The following is a 23,920-nucleotide window of genomic DNA, read 5'->3' as shown; positions in this document are numbered from 1 at the left end:
CGAGCCGCCCATTATAGCGGGCTTTTTGCTTCCGTCAACACCTTTTTGAAGGGGTTGGCATCTGCTGCTTTGACGTAGCTACGAGAGCTTTCACCGAAGCGAGCCGCACATTTTGACAGGATTTTCATCTTTGTCAACTGCAACCTGGCGGCATTGTCGCCAGAGCATCTGCGGTTTCCCGTCACAAGGCAGCTGTGCCACCAAGCACCGGGAGAGCAATGATGCGCCGACCCGGCGGAAAAAGCCAGCGCCGCGGAAACTTTTCTTCCATACGGCGCGGAATCGGTTCAGCTTCAGCAAAAGCCAGGCTGCAGACTCAGCCCAACACCAACAGTACGCGGGCGAAATTCCGCTTGCCTACCTGCAGCAGCCCCTCAAAACCCGGGGTAAAGACCTGCTGGGCATCCTCAAACACTTCACCATTGACCTTGACCGCACGCTCCTTGAGCTTGCGCATGGCTTCGGAATTGCTGGCCGTGATGCCAGCGGCAGTAAGCAGTGCCGCAATACGCAGCCCTTCAGCCGGCACCACGACCTCACTGAGCGGCAGCAGCGAAACATCGCCCTGCCCGGTCACCGCCGCCTGCCAACCGGCGATGGCCTGTTCAGCGGCATCGGCATCGTGGAAGCGGGTGGCCAGCTCGCGGGCCAGGCGCAGCTTCACCTCACGCGGATTCAACTGGCCGGCCTGGACCTGCTCCCGCAATGCCGCGGCCTCGGCCTGGCTGATGTCGAAAGACAGCAGCTCGATCCACTTCCACATCAACTCGTCACCCACCTTCATCGCCTTGGTGACGATATCAATGGCCGGTTCGTCAATGCCGATGTAGTTGCCCAGTGACTTGGACATCTTGTGCACCCCATCCAGGCCTTCGAGCAGGGGCATGGTCAGTACCACCTGCGGCTTCTGGCCGTGATGTTCCTGCAGGCCACGGCCCATCAGCAGGTTGAACTTCTGGTCGGTACCGCCGATTTCCACATCCGCCTCCAGCGCCACCGAGTCGTAGCCCTGGACCAGCGGGTAGAGGAACTCGTGGATGGCGATGGACTGCTGGGCGGCATAGCGCTTGGCAAAGTCATCACGCTCGAGCATGCGCGCCACGGTGTGCTGGCCGGCCAGGCGGATCATGTCGGCTGCGCCCATCTTGCTGAACCATTCGGAATTGAAGCGCACTTCGGTCCGGCTGCGGTCCAGCACCTTGAACACCTGGTTTTCGTAGGTCCTGGCATTGGCCAGCACATCGTCCCGGGTCAACGGCTTGCGGGTCGCGCTCTTGCCGCTGGGATCACCGATCATCCCGGTGAAGTCGCCGATCAGGAAAATGACCTGGTGCCCCAGATCCTGGAACTGGCGCAGCTTGTTGAGCAGCACGGTATGGCCCAGATGCAGGTCCGGCGCGGTCGGATCGAAACCGGCCTTGATCCGCAACGGACGGCCACTGGCCAGCTTCTCGCGCAGCTCCTCGACCTTGAGCAGCTCTTCGGCACCCCGCGAGATCAGGGCAATGGATTCGTCGATCGTGGACATCTTGCTAGTTACTCCCGGTTACGCCTTCAAATTCCTGAACCATGTTAATGGCTGGTTAAATCCACTACAAACCGCGCAAGCCCAATGGGGCCAAGGGTTTGACGGGCTGACTCGAGCTCTCTATGGTAGCCCGGTTTGGCAAAACCATACGCCCTAGTCAGGAATTTGATGATGACCAACCGCAATCCGGACTCCCTGCGCAAACAGCGCTTCAAGGCCCGTTTGTCGGTGCAACACGAAAACAGCCTGCACAGCCGTCTGAGGCAGCACCTGCCGGCTGCTTTCAACGAACGCTGGACCCGCCGCCACTGGATTCACGCCGGCCTGTTCGCCAGCATCGGGTTGATGGTCGCCACGATCATCCCCGGTTTCTCGCAGCCGGTCGCAGCCGCCGGTTACACCCAGGCCAGCCTGCCTTTGGAATTGCCGGCACTGGAACAGATCCAGTCTGACCAGCCGGCATCGACCTGGCACACCCTGCAGGTAAGTGCCGGGCAAACCCTTGGCGCCATCTTCAACGAACTACAGTTGCCGGCCTCGGTCATGCACCGGGTGCTGGAAAACGAGCATGCGCGTACCGCCTTTGCGCGCCTGCGCCCGGGTACCGAAATCTCCTTCAACATCCCGGCCCAGGGCCAGCTGCACGGATTGCGCTTCAACCGCGATCCTGGCCACCGGGTCGAGCTGGACCTGCAGGGCGAGGAAATCACCGCGACTGTCACCGCACGCGAGATCACCACCCGTACCGCAGTAGCCAGCGGCGAAATCCGCCATTCACTGTATGCCTCGGCCAGCCGCGCGGGCCTGCCGGCCAATGCGATCGCAGTACTGACCGACGAGATCTTCAAGTACGACATCGACTTCTCCAAGGATGTCCAGCCCGGCGACCGCTTCAACGTGGTGTATGACGAGACCTGGCGCGAGGGCGAACGTATCGATGCTTCCAAGGTGCTGGCGGCCACCTTCACCACCGGCGGCAAGACCTATACCGGCTTCCGTTTCGAGCGCAATGGCAAGACCGAGTACTTCGATGCCGAAGGCCGGCCGCTGAAGAAGAGCTTCATCCGCTCGCCGATCCAGTTTGCCCGCTTGAGCTCCAATTTCGGCGCGCGCCGTCATCCGGTGCTGGGCCGCATGCGCATGCACAAGGGCGTGGACTACGCTGCCCGCACCGGCACCCCGATCATGGCCGCCGGTGATGCCCGGGTGCAGTTTGCCGGAGTACAACGCGGCTATGGCAACACGGTGATCCTGGATCACGGCCGTGGCCACACCACGCTGTACGCGCACATGTCGCGCTTTGGCAAGTTCCGCGCCGGCCAGCGCGTCAGCCAGGGCGAGATCATCGGTTATGTCGGCTCCACCGGCCTGTCCACCGGGCCGCACCTGCACTACGAATTCCGCGTCAATGGCCAGCACCGCAATCCGCTGTCGGTGACCATGCCGCCGCCGGAGCCGCTGCGTGGTGCCGAACTGGCAGCCTTCCAGGCCCAGGTGGCGCCGGCGATGGCGCGCATCCGGGGCATGGAGCAGGTGATGTACGCCCAGGCCCAGCCGCAGGCGACGGCCCGCTCCACCCGCACCCCGGGCTGAGGCATGCAGGACAATTCACCGGCCTGCGCGCTTTACGTAGGCCTGATGTCCGGCACCAGTGCCGATGGCATCGATGCGACCCTGGTCCAGATCACCGACCAGGGTCGCTGCCGTTTCATTGCCGGCATAACCCATGCCTGGCAGCCAGCGCTGCGTGAGCAGTTGATTGCGCTAGGCCAGGGTGCCGAACCCAGCGGGCTGGATGCACTGGGCCTGCTCGACGCACGCATTGGCCTGGCCTTTGCGTCAGCGACCAATACCCTGCTGGAACAGGCCCAGGTCAGCCCGACGCAGGTCACGGCCATCGGCTCGCACGGGCAGACCGTACGCCACCGACCATCGGCGGAAGTACCGTTCACCGTGCAACTGGGCGACCCCAGCCGGATTGCCGAGCACACCGGCATCACCACGGTGGCTGACTTCCGCCGCCGCGATGTCGCCGCTGGTGGGCAAGGCGCACCGTTGATGCCGGCTTTCCATCTGGCCATGCTCGGCAACGCCGGGCACGACCGCGCGGTACTCAATCTGGGCGGGATTGCCAACCTGACCCTGATCAACCGCACGGGCTGCACCAGCGGTTTTGATACCGGCCCGGCCAATGCACTGTGCGATGCCTGGTGCCTGCGTCATACCGGCAAGGCCTACGACGCCAATGGCCAGTTGGCCGCCCAGGGCCAGGTGGACAAGGCGCTGCTGCAGGCACTGCTCAGCGAGCCCTGGTTCAGTGCACCGCCGCCCAAAAGCACCGGGCGCGAGCAGTTCCATCTGGCCTGGGTCGACCACCACCTGCAGGGGCGCTCATCCACGGTGGCCGATGTCCAGGCCACCCTGCTGGAACTGACCGCCATTACCGTGGCCCAGGCCCTGTTGCGCAGCCAACCGACCACGGCCGAAGTGCTGGTGTGCGGTGGCGGCACCCACAACCCGGTGCTGATGGCGCGCCTGCGCGCCCACCTGCCTGGCATGAGCGTGCAGTCCATTGCCGGTTACGGGCTGGATCCGGACCATGTCGAAGCAATGGGGTTTGCCTGGCTGGCCTGGCGTGTACTGAACCGGCTGCCGGGCAACCTGCCGGCAGTGACCGGGGCCGCCGGGCCGCGCCTGCTCGGAGCGATCTATCCGGCCTGAGCCGGCATCAGGGCAGCGATTGCAGCGCAGCGATGGCCTCGGCCAGGGCCGCCTGTTCGGGGTTGGCAAAATGGCTGTCGCCAACGCGCTCGCCATGGAACAGGCCACTCTCAAGCAGAGCAATCAGGGTTTGACGCTGGGTCCAGCCACGGCGCAGGCCAATGCGCCGGACCCGCTCGATCAGCAGCGGGTCCACATCGGCAATCAACAGGTCAGGCATGGGCAACTCCTCCACTCTCCCGCCACGTGCTGAGCACGCAACGGCCAGGCAGGAGCCACGCCCTGCCCGGATCAGCCCCCCTGTTCCTGCGGCGGTGCAGAGGATACGACAAGCTTGTGGCGTTTGTGCAACACGAAGAACAAGCCAACCGCCGGCAGCGCCAGCACCGTGGACAGCCAGAAATAGCTGGCGTAACCGGAATACGCCTGAACGATGGCCCCGGAATAAAAGCCCAGGATCTTGCCCGGCAACATGATCAACGAGGAGAACAACGCATATTGCGTCGCCGTATAGCGCAGGTTGATCAGGGCCGACATGTAGGCTACCGCGCAGGTCCCGAGCAGGCCCTGGGCCAGGTTTTCGCCGGAAATCACGATGGTCAGCAAACCGAGATCACCATCGGCACCGATCAGCAACAGGTACAGCAGGTTGCTGGCAGCACCGGCAACAATGGCCACCAGCAACGGCCACTGCACGCCCCAGCGGGCTACTGCCAGGCCGCCCAGGAAGGTGCCGGCAATGCCGACCCAGATCCCGTAGAGCTTGGTGACACCGGCGATTTCGGTCTTGGTGAAGCCCTGGTCCAGATAGAACGGGCCGATGATGCCGCCCACCAGCGCCTGGTCGGAAATCTTCATCGACAGGATGAACAGCAACAACAACCCGGCAGTGCCCCAGCCAAAGCGCTGGAAGAAATCGGCAAACGGCGCGATGACCCCTTCGCGCAGCCCCTGCACCCAGCCTTCGGTACGCACCCGCAGCACCTGCGGCTCGGCTGCCAGCAGACAGGCCACCAGCGGAATCCCCATCGCCAGCGCCATCAGCCGGTAGACCCAGCTCCAGGCCAGGTGGTCGGCCAGCACCAGCGCCACGGCCCCGGTGATGATCAACGCGATGCGGTAACCCAGCGAATAGGTGGCCACCAGCGCGCCCTGGTATTGCGGCGGGGCAATCTCCACCCGGTAGGCATCCACGGCGATATCCAGGGTGGCACCGGCTATCGCCACGGCCACCGTCAGCCAGACGAACAGGAGCAGTTGCCCGGGGCCAACCAACGACATCGCCAACAAGCCGGCAATCACCGTAGTCATCGCCAGCAGCAGCCAGCTGCGGCGCTGGCCCAGCCGCCCCAGCAACGGCAGGCGCAGACGGTCCAGCAGCGGGGCCCAGAGGAATTTCAGCGAATAGGCCAAGCCAGCACTGGCGATCATGGTGATCTGTTTCAGTTCCAGCCCGCCTTCGCGCAGCCAGTAGGCCAAGGTACCGGCCACCAGCAGGAAGGGCAGGCCCGAAGCAAAACCGAAGAAGAACATCGTCCACGCCGAGGGCTGCGCAAACGCCTGCCACAGCGACGGCTTGCCGGCCGGGTCGGTCTGGGCTGCACTCACAGGCGATAGTCCACGGTGAAGGGAGCGTGGTCGGAAAAGCGATCGTCACGATGGATCGAGCAGCCGGCCAGACGGTCACGCAGGCCCGGCGTCACCAGCTGGTAGTCGATGCGCCAACCGACATTGTTGGCCCGTGCCGCACCACGGTTGCTCCACCAGGTGTAGTCCTGTCCGTCCGGGTGCAGCGCGCGGTAGGCGTCCACCCAGCCACGGTGGGCCGACAGGTCTTCCAGCTCACTGCGGTCGGCGCAGAAGCCATTGAGCCAGTCACGTTCTTCGGGCAGGCAGCCGGAATTTTTCTGGTTGGATTTCCAGTTCTTGATGTCCAGCGCGCTGCGCACGATGTTCCAGTCACCGCACAGCACGTAGTCGCGGCCGCTGGCCAGCCACTGGTCCAGGATCGGCTTGAGCCAGGCCATCACCTCGAACTTGAAACCCTGGCGCAGCTCGCCCGACGAGCCGGAAGGGATATAGAACGACACCACGCTCAGGTTGCCAAAGCGCGCCTCGATGTAGCGGCCTTCATCATCGAACGGTGCCCAGCCCAGTGAGGTGATCACCGCGTCCGGCTTCTGACGCGACCAGATCGCCACCCCGCTGTAGCCCTTCTTGGTGACCGCATCGCGGTAGTAGCAGTGGTACCCCTCCGGACGGAAAGCCGGATCGGCCAGCTGCCCTTCCTGGGCCTTGGTTTCCTGGATGCACAGGATGTCGGCATCCTGGCGGGCGAACCAGGCATTGAAGCCCTTGTTGACCGCCGAACGGATGCCGTTGGCGTTGAAGCTGATGATGCGCATGGGACAACGAGCAGTGGCAGGGAATGGGCAAGCGTACCGCAAGCGCCGCAGCTGGCCACCTGCAACCGGTATCCTTGACCGAACTTGTTGCTGGACTGCCCCGATGACCGACCACCGCTCCCGTTTTCTCGACCTGGCCCTGGCTGCCGATGCATTGCGCTTTGGCAGCTTCACGCTCAAATCCGGCCGCATCAGCCCGTATTTCTTCAATGCCGGCCGGTTCGACTCCGGCGCCTTGATGTCCGGGCTGGCCGGTTGCTATGTCGATGCCATCGAGGCGGCCGGGCTGGCGTTTGACCTGTTGTTCGGCCCCGCCTACAAGGGCATTCCGCTGGCCACCGCGATTGCCTGTGAATACGCCCACCGTCAGCGTGACCTGCCGCTGGCCTTCAACCGCAAGGAAGCCAAGGACCACGGCGAGGGCGGCACCCTGATCGGTGCACCGCTGGCCGGGCGCCGGGTCCTGATCGTGGATGACGTCATCACCGCCGGCACCGCCATCCGCGAGGCGCTGGCCATCATCCACGCCGCCGGTGGTATTCCGGCCGGCATCGTGGTGGCACTGGACCGCCAGGAAATCGCCGGCCAGGACGATCCCCGCTCGGCCGCTCAGGCAGTGGCTGAAGAGGCGCAGATCCCGGTGGTGGCAGTCGCCGGCCTGGGCGACCTGCTTGCGTTTGCCGATGGAAAACCCGACCTTGTGAACTTCCGTCAGCCCTTGCTGGACTACCGCAACCAGTACGGCTGCCAACCTGACTGATCCGATCTGAAGGAAGCGCCATGTCTTCGATCCGCCTGTTTTCCCTGGTTCCGCTGCTGGCGGGCAGCCTGTTGGCGGCCCCGCTGATGGCCCAGCAAAACCCACCGGCCAAGAAGCTGTATTGCTGGAACCAGGACGGGCAACGGGTGTGTTCTGACACCCTGCCGCCGGAAGCGGTCAATGCCGCCCGCGACGAGTTCAATGCCCGCAGCGGCCTGCGCAGCGGGCAGGTGGACCGGGCCTTGAATGCCGATGAACGCACCGAGGCCACCCTGGCCCAGGTCCGCGCCGAGCATGAGCGCGCTGCCGAACAGTCCCGCCAGCGCACCGAACAGGCGCTGCTGTCTGCCTTCAACAGCGAACGCGAACTGCACCGGGTGTTTGACGAGCGCATTTCGATGGCCGACAACAACATCAACACCGCCCGCTACAACATCAACAACCTGCGGCGGGCCCTGGTCACCCAGCTGGGCCAGGTCGGTGACCGTGAGCTCAACGGCCAGGCGGTTGCCGAAAAACCGGTGGCCGACATCCAGGCCCTGCGTCGCGAACTGGCCACCCAGCTGCGCCTGCTGTCGGCCTTTGAGCAACAGCGCAACGAGCTGGATGGCGAAATCGAGCAGACCCTGCAGCGCTACCGCAACCTGAAAGGAACCAGCGCCCCGGCGGCTGGCTGAGCGCCCCCTGCCGCTGCAACGCCAGACGCCCCGGTCATTGCCGGGGCGTCTGACATGATGGCCGGCCCGCTGGCCGCCGTTCAGAAGCTGTCAGCCACTTCCGGCAGCAGTTGCGCCAGTTGATTGCGGAACAGGCTGCGGATCCGCTCCAGCGCCTGCGCATCATCGCCCTCGAAACGCAGCACCAGTGCCGGGGTGGTATTGGAGGCACGCAGCAGGCCCCAGCCATCGGCAAAATCGGCGCGCAGCCCATCGATGGTGGACAGCCGTGCGGCGAAGAACTCGCTGTCCTGGGCCTGCGCGGCAGCAGCAAACAGGGTCACCAGCGCATGCTGGGTGCCCTCCTCGACGGCCACCTTGATCTCCGGGGTGGAGAGCGGCTCGGGGATTTCGGCCATCACCTCGTCCACGCTTTCCTCGCGCTGGGACAGGATCTCCAGCAGGCGCGCGGCAGCGTACAGGCCATCGTCAAAGCCGTACCAGCGTTCCTTGAAGAAGAAGTGGCCGCTCATCTCGCCGGCCAGCTCGGCATCGGTCTGGCGCATCTTGGCCTTGATCAACGAGTGCCCGGTCTTCCACATCAGCGGACTGCCACCGTTGCGCAGCACGAAGTCGGACAGCTTGCCGCTGCACTTGACGTCATAGATGACCTGGGCACCGGGGTTGCGCATCAGCACATCGGCGGCAAACAGCATCAGCAGGCGATCGGAGGGGATCAGCTTGCCATCGGCGGTGACCACGCCAAGGCGGTCGCCATCGCCATCGAAGGCCACCCCCAGATCGGCGCCGAAGCGCTTGACCGTGGCCAGCAGGTCTTCCAGGTTGGCCGGATCGCTGGGGTCGGGGTGGTGATTGGGGAAGGTGCCATCAACCTCGCAGTGCAGCGGAATCACTTCGGCACCGATGGCTTCCAGCAGGGCCGGGGCAATCAGCCCGGCCACGCCATTGCCGGCATCGGCCACCACCTTGAGCGGGCGCTCCAGCTGTACATCGCCGGCAATGCGCTGGATGTAATCGTCGCTGACATCGCGCTGCTGCAGGCTGCCGGCGACCGCGGCCCTGTTCAGGCGGCCTTCGACAATGCGTGCATGCAGGGCGGTGATTGCCTCACCGGACAGGGTTTCTCCGCCCAGGACAATCTTGAAGCCGTTGTACTCGGGCGGGTTGTGACTGCCGGTGACCACCACGCAACTGCCGGCCCGCAGGTGGAAGGCCGCAAAATACGCCACCGGACTGGGCGCCAGGCCGATGTCGAACACCTCGCAGCCACTCTCGCGCAGGCCCTGGATCAGGCCCGTGGCCAGCTCGGGGCCGGACAGGCGGCCATCACGGCCGACCACGATTTCACGCAGGCCACGTTCGATCAATTCACTGCCGATGGCCTGGCCGATCAACTGCGCCACCGCCGGGTTGAGATCGACGCCGACCACGCCGCGGATGTCATACGCGCGGAACATCGCCGCGGCGACGGCTACCGCCGGTGCCTGCTCGGCCACGGTGGTGGCAGCTGCTGTCGGCAGCACCTCGGGCACCGATGCCTGATGCTCCTGCATCGCCTGGTGCAGGGTGGCCCCTTGCTCTTCGGGCTCCTGCGGCTGACGACGCTTGATGGCTGCCAGCGGCAGACGGCTCGGCCCGATCACCACCAGGGTAGTAAGCACCAAGAGCAACAGCGCGACGATCGCGCACGGCAGCGCCCCCAGGCCGAGCGGTCCAGCGTCGATATCGGGCAGGGCGGCCACGACACGCAGACCGGTATCGGGCACCGCACGCGCCATCGCCTCACCCCCGCTGCCCAGCTCGCGGCGGCCCTGTTCGACCACCGTGTAGCCGCCCTGGCGCAGGCCCAGATAGGCCGAACCCGGCACCACCGCACCATCCAGCGCAGCGGTCAGACGCGGCAATTGCAGACGGATGTAGACCAGCGAAGGCTGGTCGCCAAACTGGATCGGCGCGGCAACGCCCAGCCGGGCCGCACCGGCATCCTTGACCACGCGCACGGCCGCGTGCCCGTCAAGCACGGCCTGTTCCAGCAGGGCCAGACGCGACCAGCCGAAGGCTGCCGGGTCGGCATACGCCTGCGCCAGGTCGGCCGGATAGACCTTGACGTCCTCGACATCGCGCATGCCATCGCGGAAGGCCAGCTCGAAGGCCGCAGGATCGCCAGCGGCGGCTGCCGCCTTGACCGCAGGCAATTCCAGCTGGCGCGCCATCTCCTGCTGGTGCCGGCGCACGGCATCGGCGGTTCCGCTGACCACCGCATCACGGGCCACCTGGAGCTGGCCAGCGGCCTGTTCAGCGCGCCACTGGTTGAGTGCATTCCAGGCGAACCATCCCGCCAGCAGCACCAATGCACCAGCCAACAACAGCTTGGAGCGGCCGGTGAACTGCCCTGTACCCAGGCTAATACTCATTGCTTCCCGCTCCCCCTGTGCGCTTGTGCAGGTCAACTTATCCCGGTGTGGCCAAAACCGCCGGCGCCGCGTGCACTGCCTGCAAATGTATCCACAACCTCAAGTTCGACCCGGGCAATTGGCATCACCACCAACTGCGCAATCCGGTCCCCAGGTTGAATAGTGAACGCTTCACGGCCGCGGTTCCAGACACTGATCAGCAATGGCCCCTGGTAATCGGCATCAATCAGGCCGGTACCGTTGCCCAGGACAATGCCGTGACGGTGGCCCAGACCCGAGCGCGGCAGGATGACCGCGCACAAGCCGGGATCACCGATATGGATGGCCACCCCACTCGGCACCAGGGCCGCATCGCCCGGCGCCAGCACCAGTTCCGCCTCCAGGGCCGCACGCAGGTCCATCCCCGCGCTGGCCTCGGTGGCATAGGCCGGCAAGGGCCAGCAGTCACCAAAACGCGGATCCAGCAGCTTTATCTGCAGTGGTGTGCTCATGCATCCAGCCTCTGGCTGATCAGGTCCAGTAATTGCCCGGCCAGCTGCGCCTTGCTCATGCTGGCGAACTCGCGCTCGCCATCGGCCCAGTAGGCCGTGGCGGCGTTGTCATCACTTTCAAAGCCGCCACCGGCCACCCCCACCCGGTTGGCGATGATCAGGTCCAGCCGCTTGTTGACCAGCTTGCCGCGGGCATAGGTGGCCACATCATGGGTTTCGGCGGCAAAGCCGACCACCAGCTTCAGCGCGCCGGTCTGTTGCGCCACTTCGGCCAGGATATCCGGGGTGCGAACCAGCTCCAGGCTCATCCCGGTGGTCTGCGCGGTCTTTTTCATCTTCTGCGGGCAGACCACCTTCGGGGTGTAGTCCGACACCGCCGCCGCACCGATGTAGATGTCGGCCGGCAATGCGTCCATCACCGCCTGGCGCATCTGGGCGGCGGAGCGCACGTTGATCCGCTCCACCCCGGCGGGCGTGGGCAACTGCACCGGGCCGGCCACCAGCACCACCTGGGCGCCACGCGCGGCAGCAGCCTGCGCCAGCGCAAAGCCCATCTTGCCGCTGGAACGGTTGCCGATGTAGCGCACCGGATCCAGGTCTTCGTAGGTCGGGCCGGCGCTGATCACCAGCCGGACGCCCCGCAACCGGCTGTCGCTGGACGGCACTGACGGCACGGCACTGTCCGGATGCGCCAGCGCGGCCACGATCTGCGGTACCTGGGCCAGACGCCCGGGGCCGGACTCGCCTTCGGCCAGCGGGCCGTCCTCCGGCCCGACCACCTGCGCACCACGCTGGCGCAGCAGGTCGATGTTGGCCTGGGTGGCCGGATGCAGCCACATGTGGTGGTTCATTGCCGGGCACACGGTCAGCGGCGCCGCACTGGCCAGGCACAGCGTGGAGACCAGGTCATCGGCATGGCCACCGGCCAGCCGCGCGATCAGGTCGGCGGTGGCCGGCGCAATCACGATGTGATCGGCCCAGCGTGCCAGTTCGATATGCCCCATCGACTGTTCGGCCGCACTGTCCCACAGGCTGGTACGTACCGGCAGCCCGGACAGCGCCTGGAAGCTGAGCGGGGTGACAAACTGCTGTGCACCTTCGGTCATGGCCACCTGTACCCGCGCGCCGGCATCGCGCAGACGGCGGACCAGCTCCAGCGCCTTGTAGGCCGCAATCCCACCACCCACACAGAGCAGCAGCTTTTTCCCGGCCAGGGCACCGGCGTTGGAGGCATCCACAGTGGCATCAGTCACGGGAGTGAAGTCCTACTCGATCAAAGGCCGCTAGCTTACCCGATGGCTTATCGGCCACTGATGCCCCGGGGGCATGAGAACCCGCATTTTTGCCATATGCATATCCGTGACTGGCCCAGCGACGAACGTCCGCGCGAGAAATTACTCAGCCGCGGCCCGACCATCCTCTCCGATGCGGAGTTGCTGGCCATTTTCATCGGCTCCGGCAGCCGGGGCATGGACGCGGTGCAGACGGCCCGCCAACTGCTCAGTCAGCACGGCCCGCTGCGTGCGCTGCTGGAGTGCCCGCCGGCCGCACTGGCGCAGCTGCCCGGGCTGGGGCCGGCCCGGGCCTGCAGCCTGGCCGCAGCCCTGGAACTGGGCCAGCGCGTGCTGGCGGCGGAACTGGCACGCGGGGTGCTGGTCAGTGATCCGGATGCGGCCGGGCGTCACTTTGTCCAGCGCCTGCGCCACCAGCCACGCGAAGTGTTCGCGGTGCTGTTCCTGGACACCCGCCACCGCGCCCTGGCCTTCGAGGAGCTGTTCAGCGGCACCATCGACGGCGCCGAGGTGCACCCGCGTGAAGTCGTCCGCCGTGCCCTGGCCCACAACGCTGCTGCCCTGATCGTTGGCCACAACCACCCTTCCGGCAACCCCGAGCCCTCCGCGGCCGACCGCGCGGTCACCCAGCGCCTGCGCCAGGCCCTGGAGCTGGTGGACATCCGCCTGCTCGACCACCTGATCATCGGCGATGGCGCGCCGGTGTCGCTGGCCGCCCGCGGCTGGGTCTAGGCGGCGTACTGAACCACTCATTTGGGAGGGATTGGGCCCCGGCGCGCTGTGTCGGGTAAAATGGCCAATTCCGCGCTCCAGATGCAGATACCCACGTGAAACCTCAACTCCGCGCCCTCATCGGCCAAGGCATCGCTGCCTTGCGCGCCAACGGCACCCTGCCTGCCGACCTCCTGTCGCCGGAATTCGTGGTCGAGCGGCCCAAGACCCGTGAGCACGGCGACTTTGCCACCAATGCCGCGATGTTGCTGGCCAAGGCCGCGCGCAGCAATCCGCGCGCCCTGGCACAACAGCTGGTCGATGCCCTGCCGGCCAATGAAATGGTCGCCAAGGTCGACATTGCCGGACCCGGCTTCATCAATTTCCACCTCGCCCCCAGCGCCTACCAGCGCGAAACCGCCCTGGTGCTGAAGGATGGCGTCGATTACGGCCACAACCTGACCGGCAACGGGCGTACCGTCGGCGTGGAATATGTCTCGGCCAACCCGACCGGCCCGTTGCATGTCGGACATGGCCGCGCCGGGGCGATCGGCGATTGCATCTCCCGCGTGCTGGAAGCCAATGGCTGGAATGTCAAGCGCGAGTTCTATTACAACGATGCCGGCGTGCAGATCGAAAACCTCGCCCGTTCGGTGCAGGCCCGTGCGCGCGGTTTCAAGCCCGGCGATTCCCAGTGGCCGGCCGAAGCCTACAACGGTGACTACATCGACGATGTCGCCAAGGCCTACCTGGCCGGTGCCAGTGTCGAGCTGGAAGGCAGCCAGGTGGTTGGCGCCAAGGATGCCGAGGATATCGACGCCATCCGCCGCTTCGCCGTGGCCTGGCTGCGCAACGAGCAGAACCTGGACCTGGCCGCATTCGGCGTGGACTTTGACATCTACTTCCTGGAAAGCTCGCTGTACACCGACGGCAAGGTCGCCGAAACGGTGAACCAGCTGATCGCCTCCGGCCACACCTATGAGGAAGGCGGTGCGCTGTGGCTGCGCTCGACCGATTTTGGTGACGACAAGGACCGCGTGATGCGCAAGTCCGACGGCACCTACACCTACTTCCTGCCGGACGTGGCCTACCACCTGTCCAAGTGGCAGCGCGGCTACGAGCGCGCGATCACCGAACTCGGCGCCGACCATCACGGCTCGCTGGCACGCGTGCGCGCCGGCCTGCAGGCGCTGGATGTCGGCATCCCCAAGGGCTGGCCGGAATACGTGCTGCACCAGATGGTCACGGTGATGCGCGGCGGCGAGGAAGTGAAGCTGTCCAAGCGCGCCGGCTCCTACCTGACCCTGCGCGACCTGATCGAGGAAGTCGGTGCCGATGCGGTGCGCTGGTTCCTGATCGCGCGCAAGCCCGATTCGCAGCTGACCTTCGACATCGACCTGGCCCGCCAGCAGAGCAACGACAACCCGGTGTTCTACGTGCAGTACGCCCATGCGCGCGTGTGCTCGCTGCTGCGCCAGGCCCAGGAAAAGGGCTTGAGCTATGTCCAGGCCGACGGCATTGCCGGGCTGCACAGCATTGACGATGCGGTCTCGATGACCCTGATGTATGAGATTTCACGCTATCCGGAAGTGGTGGAAACCGCCGGCGAGGCGCTGGAACCGCATCTGATCGCCCAGTACCTGCGTGAGCTGGCCAACGCCTTCCACACCTGGTACGCCGGCACACCGGTGCTGGTGGACGATGCTGCCGAGCGCAATGCCAAGCTGGCACTGGCCAGCGCGGCGCGACAGGTCCTGGCCAATGGCCTGGGCCTGCTCGGGGTCAGCGCCCCGGAAAAAATGTAAGCGCGGACCGGAGACAGATCGGCTCATGGCTGCACGACGCAACAAGCGCCAGGCAAAGCGCACCACCCATTCCGGCACCCCGGCGTGGGTCTGGCTGATCGCCATCGCCGCCATTGCGGCGGTGGTGTTCATGGCCCTGCCCAACCTGTTCAACAAGCAGGGCGATGGCTTCCTGCGCGCCGGACCGCGGCCGAATCCGGATGCGGTCCCCACCCAGGTGGACGAGGCCGAGATTGATGCGCCGGCTTCGCTGCCGCGACCGGCAGGCAACCGTGGCAACACACCCGCGACCGCAGCCACGACCGAGCGACCGAGCCAGCCCTCCTACGACTTCTATACCCTGCTGCCGGGCAGCGAGGTGCAGATGTCCGACGCTGAACTGGCCGCCACCGCCCGTGCCGAAGCCGAGCGGGTGGCACGGGCCGAACGTGATGCCGCGCGTGCTACCGGCGAGGCGGGCAGCACTGCCGCCCAGCCGGCGCCGATAAGCGAGACAGCGCCCCCGGTCAGCGAGGCCCAGCGCGCACTGGCCGCACTGGAGGGCCGACCACTACCCAAGCCGGCACCGGCACCGGTACCCAGTGCCCCGGCAAAACCGGTCAACCAACCGCCGGCGCCCGCCGCTGCCCCTCCGGCCACCGCCAGCGCGGAACCGCCCGCCAACGTGCGCTATCTACTCCAGGCAGGGGCGTTCTCTGCCCAGAACGAGGCCGAGGGCACCAAGGCACGCCTGGCCCTGGCCGGCGTCGCGGCCCGGGTCGAACCGGCGCAGATCAACGGCAACACGGTTTACCGGGTACGCATGGGGCCCTACAACTCGGCCAGCGAGCTGGCCGCGGCCAAGGCCAAACTGGAGGCCGCCGGCCTGCAGGCGATGGCGATCAAGGCCCAGTAAGCTGCAACAACGCCCGGCCAGTCCGGGCGTTGTGCTGTCTGGGCGGCGGCTTTGGTGCGAAAATTGGCACCCCATCGCTATCTGCCTGATCCGCCATGACCCGTACTGCTTTGATTACCGGCGCCACGTCCGGTTTCGGTGCCGCCGCCGTGCGCCAGTTTGTCGCTGCTGGCTGGCGTGTGATTGCCACCGGCCGCCGCGCCGAGCGCCTGGCGGCCCTGGTGGAGGAACTGGGCGCCGAGCGCGTGCATCCGGCCTGTTTCGACATCCGCGATGCCGGGGCCATGCGCGCCGCACTGGCTGAGCTGCCGGCCGAGTTCGCCGGGATCGACCTGCTGGTCAACAACGCCGGCCTGGCCCAGGGCACCGCGCCGGCACAGCGTGCCGACCTGGAGGACTGGCGCACGATGATCGACACCAACATCACCGCGCTGGTGACCCTGACCCACCACCTGCTGCCACAGCTGATCGAGCGCCGCGGCGCGATCATCAACATCAGCTCCACCGCCGCGACCTACCCCTACCCGGGCGGCAATGCCTACGGTGGCACCAAGGCCTTCGTCAGCCAGTTCTCGCTGGGCCTGCGCAGCGACCTGCACGGCACCGGCGTGCGCGTGACCGCGATCGAGCCGGGCATGGCGCAGACCGAGTTCACCCTGGTGCGTACCCATGGCGACCAGGCCGCCTCCGATACGCTGTATGCCGGCGCCCACCCCATGACCGCCGAGGACATCGCCGCACAGATCCTGTGGGTGGCCAACCTGCCGCCCCACCTGAACATCAACCGGATCGAACTGATGCCGGTGAGCCAGTCGTTTGCCGGCTTCCAGGTCGCACGCGAAAGCTGAACAGCCATCCGGCGGGCTGCAGGAAGCCACACTCGCTGTTGCTTCCTGCGACCTTCAGAAAAAGGCAGGCTCACTATTGGCCAATTGCCTCGCGGCCTGGCCGGGGAAAGGGAGCAGCGCCAAAGCAAGCCCCTGAACGACAAGGGCGCACGCACCTTACCCGCGGAGCGTGCTGTCGGAGCGGGAATGCAGACAGGCCACGGTGGGATCACCGTGGCCTGTCTGATTCATGCCCCTGATTGCTGGTCAGATCAACGGCTCATCACTCAGATACGTATACCCGGTCAATCCGGCTTCCAGTGCGGCATCCAGCTCTTGCGCACGCTCTGCATCCAGACCTGCCGCAGCCACACGCGCCTTGTAGGCCTCGCGCAGGTCGTCGAGCTTGTAGCCGACGTAGTCCAGCATCACATCGGTGGTGTCGCCGCGACGCTGCTGGGTGATCACGTAGCCATCGTCATCGACCAGCACTTCCACCGCATCGGTGTCGCCGAACAGGTTGTGGATGTCGCCGAGGATTTCCTGGTAGGCGCCGACCAAAAAGACACCGAACAGGTAGCTCTCGCCGTGGGCCAGGCTGTGCACCGGCAGCGAGGTATCCAGCGACTCGTTCTCGACATAGGTCTTGACCACGCCGTCCGAGTCGCAGGTCATGTCGGCGATGATGCCGCGGCGGTCAGGCCGCTCGTCCAGACGCTGGATCGGCACGATCGGGAACACTTGGTCGATCGCCCACACATCCGGAATGGACTCAAATACCGAGAAGTTGACGAAATACTTGTCCACCAGGCGGTCGTTGAGCTCGTCCAGGATCGGCCGGTGGCTCTTTTCCTCGTGGCTCAGGCGCGCACGCACGCCGTGGGCAATGGCATAGAACAGGTCGTCGATACGCGCACGCGCGGTCAGGTCGATCTGGCCCAGGGCGTAGGCACTCAGGCCTTCGGCATGGAAATGCTGCGCTTCCTGGTACAGCTCCACCGCCGGGCGCACATCCAGTTCCTGATGGATCTCGCGCAGGTGACGGATCGGCGCCGGCTCGTCATCGAAGGCCTCCGGCACACGGCCTTCCGGTGCCTGCTCGACCTCGGCCACGTTGGCGATCAGCACCGCGTGGTGGGCGGTCATCGCCCGGCCGCACTCGGTGACCAGGCGCGGCGGCGGCAGGCCATGCTGCTCGCAGGCTTCGGCCAGCGGCTGCACGATGTTGCTGGCATAGGCATGCAGGCCGTAGTTGATCGAGCAGTAGCTGCGTGAACGGGTGCCTTCGTAGTCGATGCCCAGGCCACCGCCGACATCGACATGGGTGATCTTCGCGCCCAGGCGCGACAGCTCGACGAAATAACGGGTGGCCTCGCGCATGCCGTTGGCGATGTCACGCACGTTGGAGATCTGGCTGCCCATGTGGAAGTGCAGCAGGTTCAGGCAATCGGCGTATTCGCTGTCACGCAGGGTCTTCCACAGGTCCAGCACCTGGCGCGGGGACAGCCCGAACTTGGCCTTGTCACCACCGCTGTTCTGCCACTTGCCGGCGCCAAGGCTGGCCAGGCGCATGCGCACGCCCAGGCCGGGCTTGACCTCCAGCGCGCGCGCCTCCTCCAGCACCAGCTTCAGCTCGGAGGGCTTCTCGATCACGATGAAGGTCTGCAGGCCGAGCTTGCGCCCGATCAGCGCCAGGCGGATGTATTCACGGTCCTTGTAGCCATTGCAGACAATCAGCCCACCCGGGCGCGACAGCGCCAGCACCGCCATCAGCTCCGGCTTGGAACCGGCCTCCAGGCCAAAGCCCTCGCCGTGGTTGGCGGCCAGGGTGCCGGCCACGCCACGGTGCTGGTTGACCTTGATCGGATACACGGCCGTGTAACCCCCGCTGTAGTCCCAATCGGCCTGGGCCTGGGCAAAGGCCGCCTGCAGCTTGCCCAGGCGCTGGTTGAGGATGTCCGGAAAGCGCACCAGCATCGGCAGCCTGGCGCCATTGGCGCGCGCGGCAGCCACGACCTGCGGCAAGGACACCGCCGGGCCGGCCGCGCCGGTTGGTTTGACCACGATGTGGCCTTTGCCGTCCACATCAAAATAGCCATCAGACCAGTGCGGGATGGAATAGGTCTTGCGGGCCTGGTCGGCGGACCAATCGCTCATCGGCGTAAGAACTCGGTGGTGGGTGAAAGGAGGCGCATTCTACCCCCCATTGCCCCGCATATTCCTATACAATCCGCGCCCGCACCGGCCCCCTGGCGGGGAACTCCCGGCCGCGTGAAAGATGAACGCGCGCCACGTGTCTGTCAGCGGTCTTCCAAGGCAGTCCGTCCGAAGCGACACCCTTTGCTCCCCCTTGGCCCCTCGTTGTTCCCGCAACCCCAAGGCCAGCTTGCAGGAAACATCATGAGCGACAACTCCCAGTGGTACATCGAACACTTCCAGCCGACCGGTTCGGCGATCGGCTTCCGTATCAACGGCAAGCTGGATGAAGTGCAGTCCCCGTTCCAGAAGATCGAGATCTATGACTCGACCGACTGGGGCAAGTTGATGGTGATCGACGGCGCGATGATGCTGACCACCAAGGACAACTTCTTCTACCACGAGATGATCAGCCACCCGGTGCTGTTCACCCACCCGAACCCGAAGCGCGTGGTGATCATCGGTGGCGGCGACTGCGGCACCCTGCGCGAGGTGCTCAAGCACCCGGGCGTGGAGAAGGCCACCCAGTGCGACATCGACGAGCAGGTCACCCGCATGGCCGAGAAGTACTTCCCGGAGCTGTGTGAGTCCAATGGTGATGCGCGCGCCGAGCTGCTGTTCGACGACGGCGTGGCCTACATGGCCAACCTGGAGCCGGGCAGCGTGGACGTGGTCATCGTCGATTCGACCGACCCGGTCGGCCCGGCCGAAGGCCTGTTCAACAAGGCGTTCTTCGAAAGCTGCTTCCGTGCGCTGAAGGATGACGGCCTGCTGGTGCAGCAGAGCGAATCGCCGCTTGCCCTGCTGGACCTGATCGGTGACATGCGCGCCGAGATGGGCAAGGCTGGCTTTGCCTCCTTCAAGACCCTGCCGTTCCCGCAGCCGTGCTATCCGACCGGCTGGTGGTCGGTGACCGTGGCCAGCAAGCAGGCTGGCTTCGGTTTCGGCTTCCGCCAGGACGACTCGGCCAACAAGCCGTTCGACACCCTGTACTACACCGCCCACCAGCACAACGCCGTGCTGGTCGCCCCGCCGTTCGTGGCCAAGGCCCTGGGCGAATAAGCCAGCGGCTGACGGCTGTCCAGAACCCACAGTGCCGCAGGCGCTGTGGGTTTTTTAATGCAACAAAGACGACGCAATGCAGGACGATGCATTCCATCTGCATCTTCTTACATTTTTTTTACATTCAGAGTTCCTGAACCGAACGGTATTAAAATTACCCCGGTCGGCGCCCCCTCCCCAATCGGCGCCCCACTCACCGGGCCGTTGCGGCCAGCGCCCACGCCCGGTGCGGAGAACTCTCATGAATGCCATCACCCTGCTGCCCGACGACGCCGTCGGCCCGCTGACTTCAGACAAACAACTGCTCAAGCGCGGCGAGCGCCTGCTCGAACCGGACGTCTATCGGGCGGCCATCGATGGCCGCATCGCCGTGATCAAGGATTACCGCCGCTACCGCGGCACGTTCCTGGCGCCGGTCGCGCGCCTGCTGGTACGCCGGGAAGCCCGCATGTTGCGCCAGCTCGCCGGCTGGAAGCATGCACCAGCCCTGGTCGGGGTCATCGGCGGCCTGGCACTGGGCATGGAATACATCAATGGCCAGACCCTGAGCAGCCTGCAGGTTGCCGATGGCCGGGTCTTCGACCAGCTCCACAGGGCCCTGGAGCGTCTGCACGAGCAGGGCATCACCCATAACGACCTGCACGGCACCAATGTGATGGTCGCTGCCGGGGTACCGGTGTTGATCGATTTCACCTCTGCCTGGCGCACCCCGCGCTGGCGCCGCAACAACCCGATAGCGCGCCAGCTACGCCGCAGCGACCTGAAGAACCTGCTGAAGATGCGCAAGCGTGTCACCGGTGTCGAGGTGCCACCGGAACTGGCCGCCAAGGTGGCCGAACCGCACTGGGTGAGCGTTATCCGTAGCGGCTGGAAGCGCAATTACCAGCGTTTCAAGGCCCGCCACAACGTCCCCGCCTGAAAACCGCAGCGCCCCGGCGCTTGCCTGGGCCCCTGCAGGGCCCAGGCCCTGCCATCACAGGGCGTCGGCATCCATCTCGCCGGTACGGATACGCACCACCCGGCCCAGGTCATAGACGAACACCTTGCCATCACCGATCTTGCCGGTGCCGGCCGCCTGGACAATCGCCTCGACCACCTCATCGGCCTGCTCATCGGTGACCGCCACTTCCAGCTTCACCTTCGGCAGGAAATCGACCACGTATTCGGCACCGCGGTAAAGCTCGGTGTGGCCTTTCTGCCGTCCAAAGCCCTTCACCTCGGTCACCGTGATTCCGGCAACACCGCGTTCGGCCAGCGCTTCACGCACGTCATCGAGTTTGAACGGCTTGACGATGGCCATGACCATTTTCATCGCTTCTCTCCTGCTCCTGCTGCAATTCCCACAGCATACCCGTCCGTCCGTTCGCCGGCAGCCGAGGATTAGCCTTACCATCTTCCCTGACAGCTGCCGATGGCTGACCGGCCGCCATCCCGGCAGGCTGAGACCTCGCCCACAGGAATCCTCATGATCGATCTCAAGCACATTGACGAACTGGCCCGCCGCCTCAGTGACCTGGTTCCCCCGGGCCTGCGTCAATCCCAGCAGGATATCCAGGAAGCCTTCCGCGGCGCACTGCAGGCAGGCCTGTCCAAACTGGACCTGGTCACCCGTGAGGAATTCGACATCCAGCGCGCGGTCCTGCAACGCACCCGGGAAAAGCTTGAGGCCCTGGAAAAAACCGTCGCGGCAATGGAAGCCCAACAGCATGGTGACAAGACGCCCTGACGGTGGTCCCGGATGAGCCTGGCGCTGGTGCACAGCCGTGCCCGTGCCGGCATCGATGCCCCGGCTGTCCGGGTCGAGGTGCATCTGTCCGGCGGCTTGCCGGCCATCCAGATCGTCGGGCTGCCCGAGGCGGCGGTACGTGAGTCACGCGACCGGGTACGCGCTGCCCTGCTCTGCGCCCGTTTTGAATGGCCCCAGCGCCGCATCACCATCAACCTCGCACCGGCCGATTTACCCAAGGACGGTGGCCGCTTCGATCTTCCCATCGCCCTGGGCATCCTGGCGGCCAGCGGACAGATCCCGCTCGATGCCCTGGCCGGCCACGAATTCATCGGCGAGCTGGCCCTGACCGGCGAACTGCGCCCGGTAGATGCCGTAATACCCGCGGTGATGGCCGCTGCCAGCAGCGGCCATACCCTGATCCTGCCCCAGGCCAACCAGGCAGAGGCGGCCCTGGTCAGCCAGGCGTCCACCCTGGTGGCAACGACCCTGTTGCAGGTCTGTGCCCACCTGCAGGGCCAGCAGTCACTGCCCGCTGCCGAGCCTGCCGTGCAGGCTGGCAACTTACCGAATGGGCCGGACATGCGCGATGTGCGTGGCCAGGCGCAAGCCCGACGCGCACTGGAAGTAGCTGCCGCCGGCGGTCACCATCTCCTGCTGGTCGGTCCTCCGGGCTGTGGCAAGAGCATGCTCGCCAGCCGGCTGCCCGGCCTGCTGCCAGCACTGGATGAACAGCGCGCGCTGGAGACGGCGGCCATTCATAGCCTGGGCAACACCAGCAAGACCTTGTCGGCCCAGTGGCGACGACGTCCATTCCGCGCCCCGCATCACAGCGCCAGCGCCGTGGCCCTGGTGGGTGGCGGCTCCCATCCGCGGCCGGGCGAGATTTCCCTGGCGCACAACGGCGTCTTGTTTCTGGATGAACTCACCCAATGGCAGCGCGGTGTGCTGGAAGTCCTGCGTGAGCCACTGGAAACCGGCTCGGTCACCATTGCCCGTGCCGCACGCAGCACCACGTTCCCGGCGCAGTTCCAGTTGGTCGCCGCGATGAATCCCTGCCCCTGTGGCTGGGCCGGAGACATCAGCGGCCGTTGCCGCTGCAGCAGCGAACGCATCACCCGCTACCTCGGCCACCTGTCCGGCCCGTTGCTGGACCGCATTGACCTGCAGGTACGCATCCCCAGGTTGCCGCTGGAACTGCTGGCAAAACCGGTTGCCGCAGCCGAAGACAGCGCATGCATTGCACAGCGGGTGGCCAATGCCCTGCAACGACAGTGGCAACGCCAGGGCTGCGCCAATGCACAGCTCGATGCCGCCGGCACCTTTGCCCATTGCGTGCTTGATGGCGAGCAGCAAAACCTGCTTGAGCAGGCTGCCCAGCGCCTGCAGCTTTCCATGCGCGCGGTACAACGCAGCCTGCGTGTTGCACGCACCATTGCCGATCTCAATGATCAGCCGTCCATCGACCGTGCGGCACTGGCCGAAGCCCTGAGCTATCGACAAACCGCACCTGAAGCGGCCCCTTGAAGCACACGACGGGCTATCCCTGCCCGTCCGGCGGCCATAACACCACCACACCAACCGGTGTTCTCCGACAGCCATCCTCCAGGCCTGCACGCATAGTGAAGCTGCCGCATGCGGCAACGCACTGTCATCGTCAGGAGCCCACCATGACCCGATCACGGAAGATCACACGCGCGTTGCACGCATGCGGCTACTGCACCGGCCTGTTGCTGCTGGCCACCATGGTTTGTCTGGTGCCTGCCCGGGCCTCGGGCATGCCGGTGTTTGATGCCACCAACTGGGCCGAAAGCATTGCCCAGTTGCAGCAGCTGCAACAGCAACTGCAGACCCAGCAGAAGCTCACCGGCATCAGCGAACGCGGCCATGCCCAGCACGCCATCGACAACCGCAGCTATCAAGGCCAGCGCAGCCTGCGCAACCAACAGCCACTGCGTGAAGAAGACCATGACGTCAGCCAGCGTTGCAGTGCCTCGCGTGCACCATCCCAGGCACTGCGGCAGGCATGCAGCCTCTGGGTCAGGGCCCAGAACCGGCGCTACAACACCGCCGTGCAGCTGCAGCAGCAACTCCAGCAACGCGAACAGCAATGGCTGGAAATGCTCAATGAGCGCAACCAACTGGAGAGCGAGCAGAGCGGCCTGTTGCAATCGCATATCGGCCGCATGAGCGAGTTCCAATCCCAGCTGCAGATCGATCTGCATTTCAGCCAGACCCTGATCCAGGCGCACGACCAGTATGTGGATGCCGTGCAACAGAGCTACATCCAACAACTGCGCAGCTATTTTCATGGCCAGACAACGCGCAACGCGCTGGCCCGGGAAGCGCAACTACTGCTGCTTCAGGCCAGCTTGAAACTGGCGGCAGATAAACGCCGCTGAGGAAACCG

Annotated in this window: 22 protein-coding genes; 13 read left to right on the top strand and 9 right to left on the bottom strand. The window is 65.5% G+C overall.

Features of this window, described 5'->3' with window-relative positions; genetic code table 11:
• Positions 1-316: 316 nt before the first annotated feature.
• On the bottom strand, positions 317-1,528 hold the full coding sequence (gene tyrS / locus ABB25_RS09585; RefSeq protein ID WP_057666236.1) for a tyrosine--tRNA ligase: 1,212 nt from the start codon (positions 1,526-1,528) through the stop codon (positions 317-319).
• Between the two features lie 171 nt (positions 1,529-1,699).
• Between tyrS and ABB25_RS09580 the strand changes: the two genes are divergently transcribed.
• Positions 1,700-3,121 (top strand): M23 family metallopeptidase, encoded by a 1,422-nt coding sequence (locus tag ABB25_RS09580; RefSeq protein ID WP_057666234.1) that lies wholly within the window; start codon positions 1,700-1,702, stop codon positions 3,119-3,121.
• Positions 3,122-3,124: 3 nt separating this feature from the next.
• On the top strand, positions 3,125-4,249 hold the full coding sequence (locus ABB25_RS09575) for an anhydro-N-acetylmuramic acid kinase (protein WP_083488226.1): 1,125 nt from the start codon (positions 3,125-3,127) through the stop codon (positions 4,247-4,249).
• A 7-nt stretch (positions 4,250-4,256) separates the two neighbouring features.
• Here ABB25_RS09575 and ABB25_RS09570 read toward each other — a convergent pair whose 3' ends face one another.
• The 3 genes from ABB25_RS09570 to ABB25_RS09560 form a co-directional block, all read right to left on the bottom strand.
• The gene (locus ABB25_RS09570; RefSeq protein WP_057666230.1) at positions 4,257-4,469 is read right to left on the bottom strand and encodes a hypothetical protein; all 213 of its coding nucleotides are present in this window, start codon (positions 4,467-4,469) and stop codon (positions 4,257-4,259) included.
• 71 nt (positions 4,470-4,540) lie between these two features.
• Positions 4,541-5,857: an AmpG family muropeptide MFS transporter gene (locus tag ABB25_RS09565; RefSeq protein WP_244477792.1), complete on the bottom strand. Its 1,317-nt coding sequence runs from the start codon at positions 5,855-5,857 to the stop codon at positions 4,541-4,543.
• Complete coding sequence (locus ABB25_RS09560; RefSeq protein ID WP_057666228.1) at positions 5,854-6,654, bottom strand: exodeoxyribonuclease III; 801 nt, start codon at positions 6,652-6,654, stop codon at positions 5,854-5,856. Before ABB25_RS09560 ends, ABB25_RS09565 begins: the two co-directional genes overlap by 4 nt.
• Before the next feature lie 103 nt (positions 6,655-6,757).
• On the opposite strand from ABB25_RS09560, the gene pyrE reads away from it, so the two are divergent.
• Positions 6,758-7,414: an orotate phosphoribosyltransferase gene (pyrE, locus tag ABB25_RS09555; protein WP_057666226.1), complete on the top strand. Its 657-nt coding sequence runs from the start codon at positions 6,758-6,760 to the stop codon at positions 7,412-7,414.
• A gap of 35 nt (positions 7,415-7,449) precedes the next feature.
• On the top strand, positions 7,450-8,091 hold the full coding sequence (locus ABB25_RS09550; RefSeq protein ID WP_057666242.1) for a hypothetical protein: 642 nt from the start codon (positions 7,450-7,452) through the stop codon (positions 8,089-8,091).
• A gap of 80 nt (positions 8,092-8,171) precedes the next feature.
• Here ABB25_RS09550 and ABB25_RS09545 read toward each other — a convergent pair whose 3' ends face one another.
• From ABB25_RS09545 to coaBC, 3 genes are read right to left on the bottom strand one after another with little or no spacing between them, the layout of a single operon-like run.
• Positions 8,172-10,505 (bottom strand): phosphomannomutase/phosphoglucomutase, encoded by a 2,334-nt coding sequence (locus tag ABB25_RS09545; protein WP_057666224.1) that lies wholly within the window; start codon positions 10,503-10,505, stop codon positions 8,172-8,174.
• Between the two features lie 32 nt (positions 10,506-10,537).
• The gene (dut, locus tag ABB25_RS09540; RefSeq protein ID WP_057666223.1) at positions 10,538-10,996 is read right to left on the bottom strand and encodes a dUTP diphosphatase; all 459 of its coding nucleotides are present in this window, start codon (positions 10,994-10,996) and stop codon (positions 10,538-10,540) included.
• Positions 10,993-12,234 carry a bifunctional phosphopantothenoylcysteine decarboxylase/phosphopantothenate--cysteine ligase CoaBC gene (gene coaBC / locus ABB25_RS09535; protein WP_244477795.1) on the bottom strand — a complete coding sequence of 414 codons (1,242 nt, stop codon included), beginning with the start codon at positions 12,232-12,234 and terminating at the stop codon, positions 10,993-10,995. Before coaBC ends, dut begins: the two co-directional genes overlap by 4 nt.
• A 111-nt stretch (positions 12,235-12,345) precedes the next feature.
• On the opposite strand from coaBC, the gene radC reads away from it, so the two are divergent.
• The 4 genes from radC (at position 12,346) to ABB25_RS09515 (ending at position 16,547) form a co-directional block, all read left to right on the top strand.
• Complete coding sequence (gene radC / locus ABB25_RS09530; protein ID WP_057666221.1) at positions 12,346-13,020, top strand: RadC family protein; 675 nt, start codon at positions 12,346-12,348, stop codon at positions 13,018-13,020.
• A 95-nt stretch (positions 13,021-13,115) separates the two neighbouring features.
• Positions 13,116-14,804 carry an arginine--tRNA ligase gene (argS, locus tag ABB25_RS09525; RefSeq protein ID WP_057666219.1) on the top strand — a complete coding sequence of 563 codons (1,689 nt, stop codon included), beginning with the start codon at positions 13,116-13,118 and terminating at the stop codon, positions 14,802-14,804.
• A gap of 25 nt (positions 14,805-14,829) precedes the next feature.
• Complete coding sequence (locus ABB25_RS09520) at positions 14,830-15,699, top strand: SPOR domain-containing protein (RefSeq protein WP_057666218.1); 870 nt, start codon at positions 14,830-14,832, stop codon at positions 15,697-15,699.
• Positions 15,700-15,794: 95 nt separating this feature from the next.
• Positions 15,795-16,547 (top strand): SDR family NAD(P)-dependent oxidoreductase, encoded by a 753-nt coding sequence (locus ABB25_RS09515; RefSeq protein ID WP_057666216.1) that lies wholly within the window; start codon positions 15,795-15,797, stop codon positions 16,545-16,547.
• Positions 16,548-16,793: 246 nt separating this feature from the next.
• Here ABB25_RS09515 and speA read toward each other — a convergent pair whose 3' ends face one another.
• Entirely contained in the window at positions 16,794-18,683 is a 1,890-nt protein-coding gene (gene speA, locus ABB25_RS09510; RefSeq protein WP_057666214.1) for an arginine decarboxylase, read from the bottom strand.
• A 243-nt stretch (positions 18,684-18,926) separates the two neighbouring features.
• Between speA and speE the strand changes: the two genes are divergently transcribed.
• Entirely contained in the window at positions 18,927-19,784 is an 858-nt protein-coding gene (gene speE, locus ABB25_RS09505) for a polyamine aminopropyltransferase (RefSeq protein ID WP_057666212.1), read from the top strand.
• A gap of 241 nt (positions 19,785-20,025) precedes the next feature.
• On the top strand, positions 20,026-20,703 hold the full coding sequence (locus ABB25_RS09500; RefSeq protein ID WP_057666208.1) for an RIO1 family regulatory kinase/ATPase domain-containing protein: 678 nt from the start codon (positions 20,026-20,028) through the stop codon (positions 20,701-20,703).
• Positions 20,704-20,757: 54 nt separating this feature from the next.
• Here the strand turns inward: ABB25_RS09500 and ABB25_RS09495 are convergent, their stop codons facing one another.
• The gene (locus tag ABB25_RS09495; RefSeq protein ID WP_057666207.1) at positions 20,758-21,096 is read right to left on the bottom strand and encodes a P-II family nitrogen regulator; all 339 of its coding nucleotides are present in this window, start codon (positions 21,094-21,096) and stop codon (positions 20,758-20,760) included.
• Positions 21,097-21,249: 153 nt separating this feature from the next.
• Between ABB25_RS09495 and ubiK the strand changes: the two genes are divergently transcribed.
• The 3 genes from ubiK to ABB25_RS09480 all read left to right on the top strand — a co-directional run bounded on the left by ubiK (position 21,250) and on the right by ABB25_RS09480 (position 23,912).
• The gene (gene ubiK, locus ABB25_RS09490; protein WP_057666204.1) at positions 21,250-21,510 is read left to right on the top strand and encodes a ubiquinone biosynthesis accessory factor UbiK; all 261 of its coding nucleotides are present in this window, start codon (positions 21,250-21,252) and stop codon (positions 21,508-21,510) included.
• A gap of 12 nt (positions 21,511-21,522) precedes the next feature.
• Positions 21,523-23,037 carry a YifB family Mg chelatase-like AAA ATPase gene (locus ABB25_RS09485; RefSeq protein WP_057666202.1) on the top strand — a complete coding sequence of 505 codons (1,515 nt, stop codon included), beginning with the start codon at positions 21,523-21,525 and terminating at the stop codon, positions 23,035-23,037.
• 143 nt (positions 23,038-23,180) lie between these two features.
• Entirely contained in the window at positions 23,181-23,912 is a 732-nt protein-coding gene (locus tag ABB25_RS09480) for a hypothetical protein (protein WP_152981147.1), read from the top strand.
• Positions 23,913-23,920 lie beyond the last annotated feature (8 nt).

The sequence above is a fragment of the Stenotrophomonas koreensis genome, from assembly GCF_001431525.1.
GTDB lineage: Bacteria > Pseudomonadota > Gammaproteobacteria > Xanthomonadales > Xanthomonadaceae > Stenotrophomonas > Stenotrophomonas koreensis.
The sequence above is the reverse complement of the archived record's forward strand: the minus strand, read 5'-3'. Positions and strand labels throughout refer to the sequence as shown.

Excerpts from the sequence above, each read along its gene's own strand:
- tyrS (WP_057666236.1), bottom strand. The coding sequence starts at position 1,528 with ATGTCCACGATCGACGAATCCATTGCCCTGATCTCGCGGGGTGCCGAA.
- ABB25_RS09580 (WP_057666234.1), top strand. The coding sequence starts at position 1,700 with ATGACCAACCGCAATCCGGACTCCCTGCGCAAACAGCGCTTCAAGGCC.
- ABB25_RS09575 (WP_083488226.1), top strand. The coding sequence starts at position 3,125 with ATGCAGGACAATTCACCGGCCTGCGCGCTTTACGTAGGCCTGATGTCC.
- ABB25_RS09570 (WP_057666230.1), bottom strand. The coding sequence starts at position 4,469 with ATGCCTGACCTGTTGATTGCCGATGTGGACCCGCTGCTGATCGAGCGG.
- ABB25_RS09560 (WP_057666228.1), bottom strand. The coding sequence starts at position 6,654 with ATGCGCATCATCAGCTTCAACGCCAACGGCATCCGTTCGGCGGTCAAC.
- pyrE (WP_057666226.1), top strand. The coding sequence starts at position 6,758 with ATGACCGACCACCGCTCCCGTTTTCTCGACCTGGCCCTGGCTGCCGAT.
- ABB25_RS09545 (WP_057666224.1), bottom strand. The coding sequence starts at position 10,505 with ATGAGTATTAGCCTGGGTACAGGGCAGTTCACCGGCCGCTCCAAGCTG.
- dut (WP_057666223.1), bottom strand. The coding sequence starts at position 10,996 with ATGAGCACACCACTGCAGATAAAGCTGCTGGATCCGCGTTTTGGTGAC.
- radC (WP_057666221.1), top strand. The coding sequence starts at position 12,346 with ATGCATATCCGTGACTGGCCCAGCGACGAACGTCCGCGCGAGAAATTA.
- ABB25_RS09520 (WP_057666218.1), top strand. The coding sequence starts at position 14,830 with ATGGCTGCACGACGCAACAAGCGCCAGGCAAAGCGCACCACCCATTCC.
- ABB25_RS09515 (WP_057666216.1), top strand. The coding sequence starts at position 15,795 with ATGACCCGTACTGCTTTGATTACCGGCGCCACGTCCGGTTTCGGTGCC.
- speA (WP_057666214.1), bottom strand. The coding sequence starts at position 18,683 with ATGAGCGATTGGTCCGCCGACCAGGCCCGCAAGACCTATTCCATCCCG.
- speE (WP_057666212.1), top strand. The coding sequence starts at position 18,927 with ATGAGCGACAACTCCCAGTGGTACATCGAACACTTCCAGCCGACCGGT.
- ABB25_RS09500 (WP_057666208.1), top strand. The coding sequence starts at position 20,026 with ATGAATGCCATCACCCTGCTGCCCGACGACGCCGTCGGCCCGCTGACT.
- ABB25_RS09495 (WP_057666207.1), bottom strand. The coding sequence starts at position 21,096 with ATGAAAATGGTCATGGCCATCGTCAAGCCGTTCAAACTCGATGACGTG.
- ubiK (WP_057666204.1), top strand. The coding sequence starts at position 21,250 with ATGATCGATCTCAAGCACATTGACGAACTGGCCCGCCGCCTCAGTGAC.
- ABB25_RS09485 (WP_057666202.1), top strand. The coding sequence starts at position 21,523 with ATGAGCCTGGCGCTGGTGCACAGCCGTGCCCGTGCCGGCATCGATGCC.
- ABB25_RS09480 (WP_152981147.1), top strand. The coding sequence starts at position 23,181 with ATGACCCGATCACGGAAGATCACACGCGCGTTGCACGCATGCGGCTAC.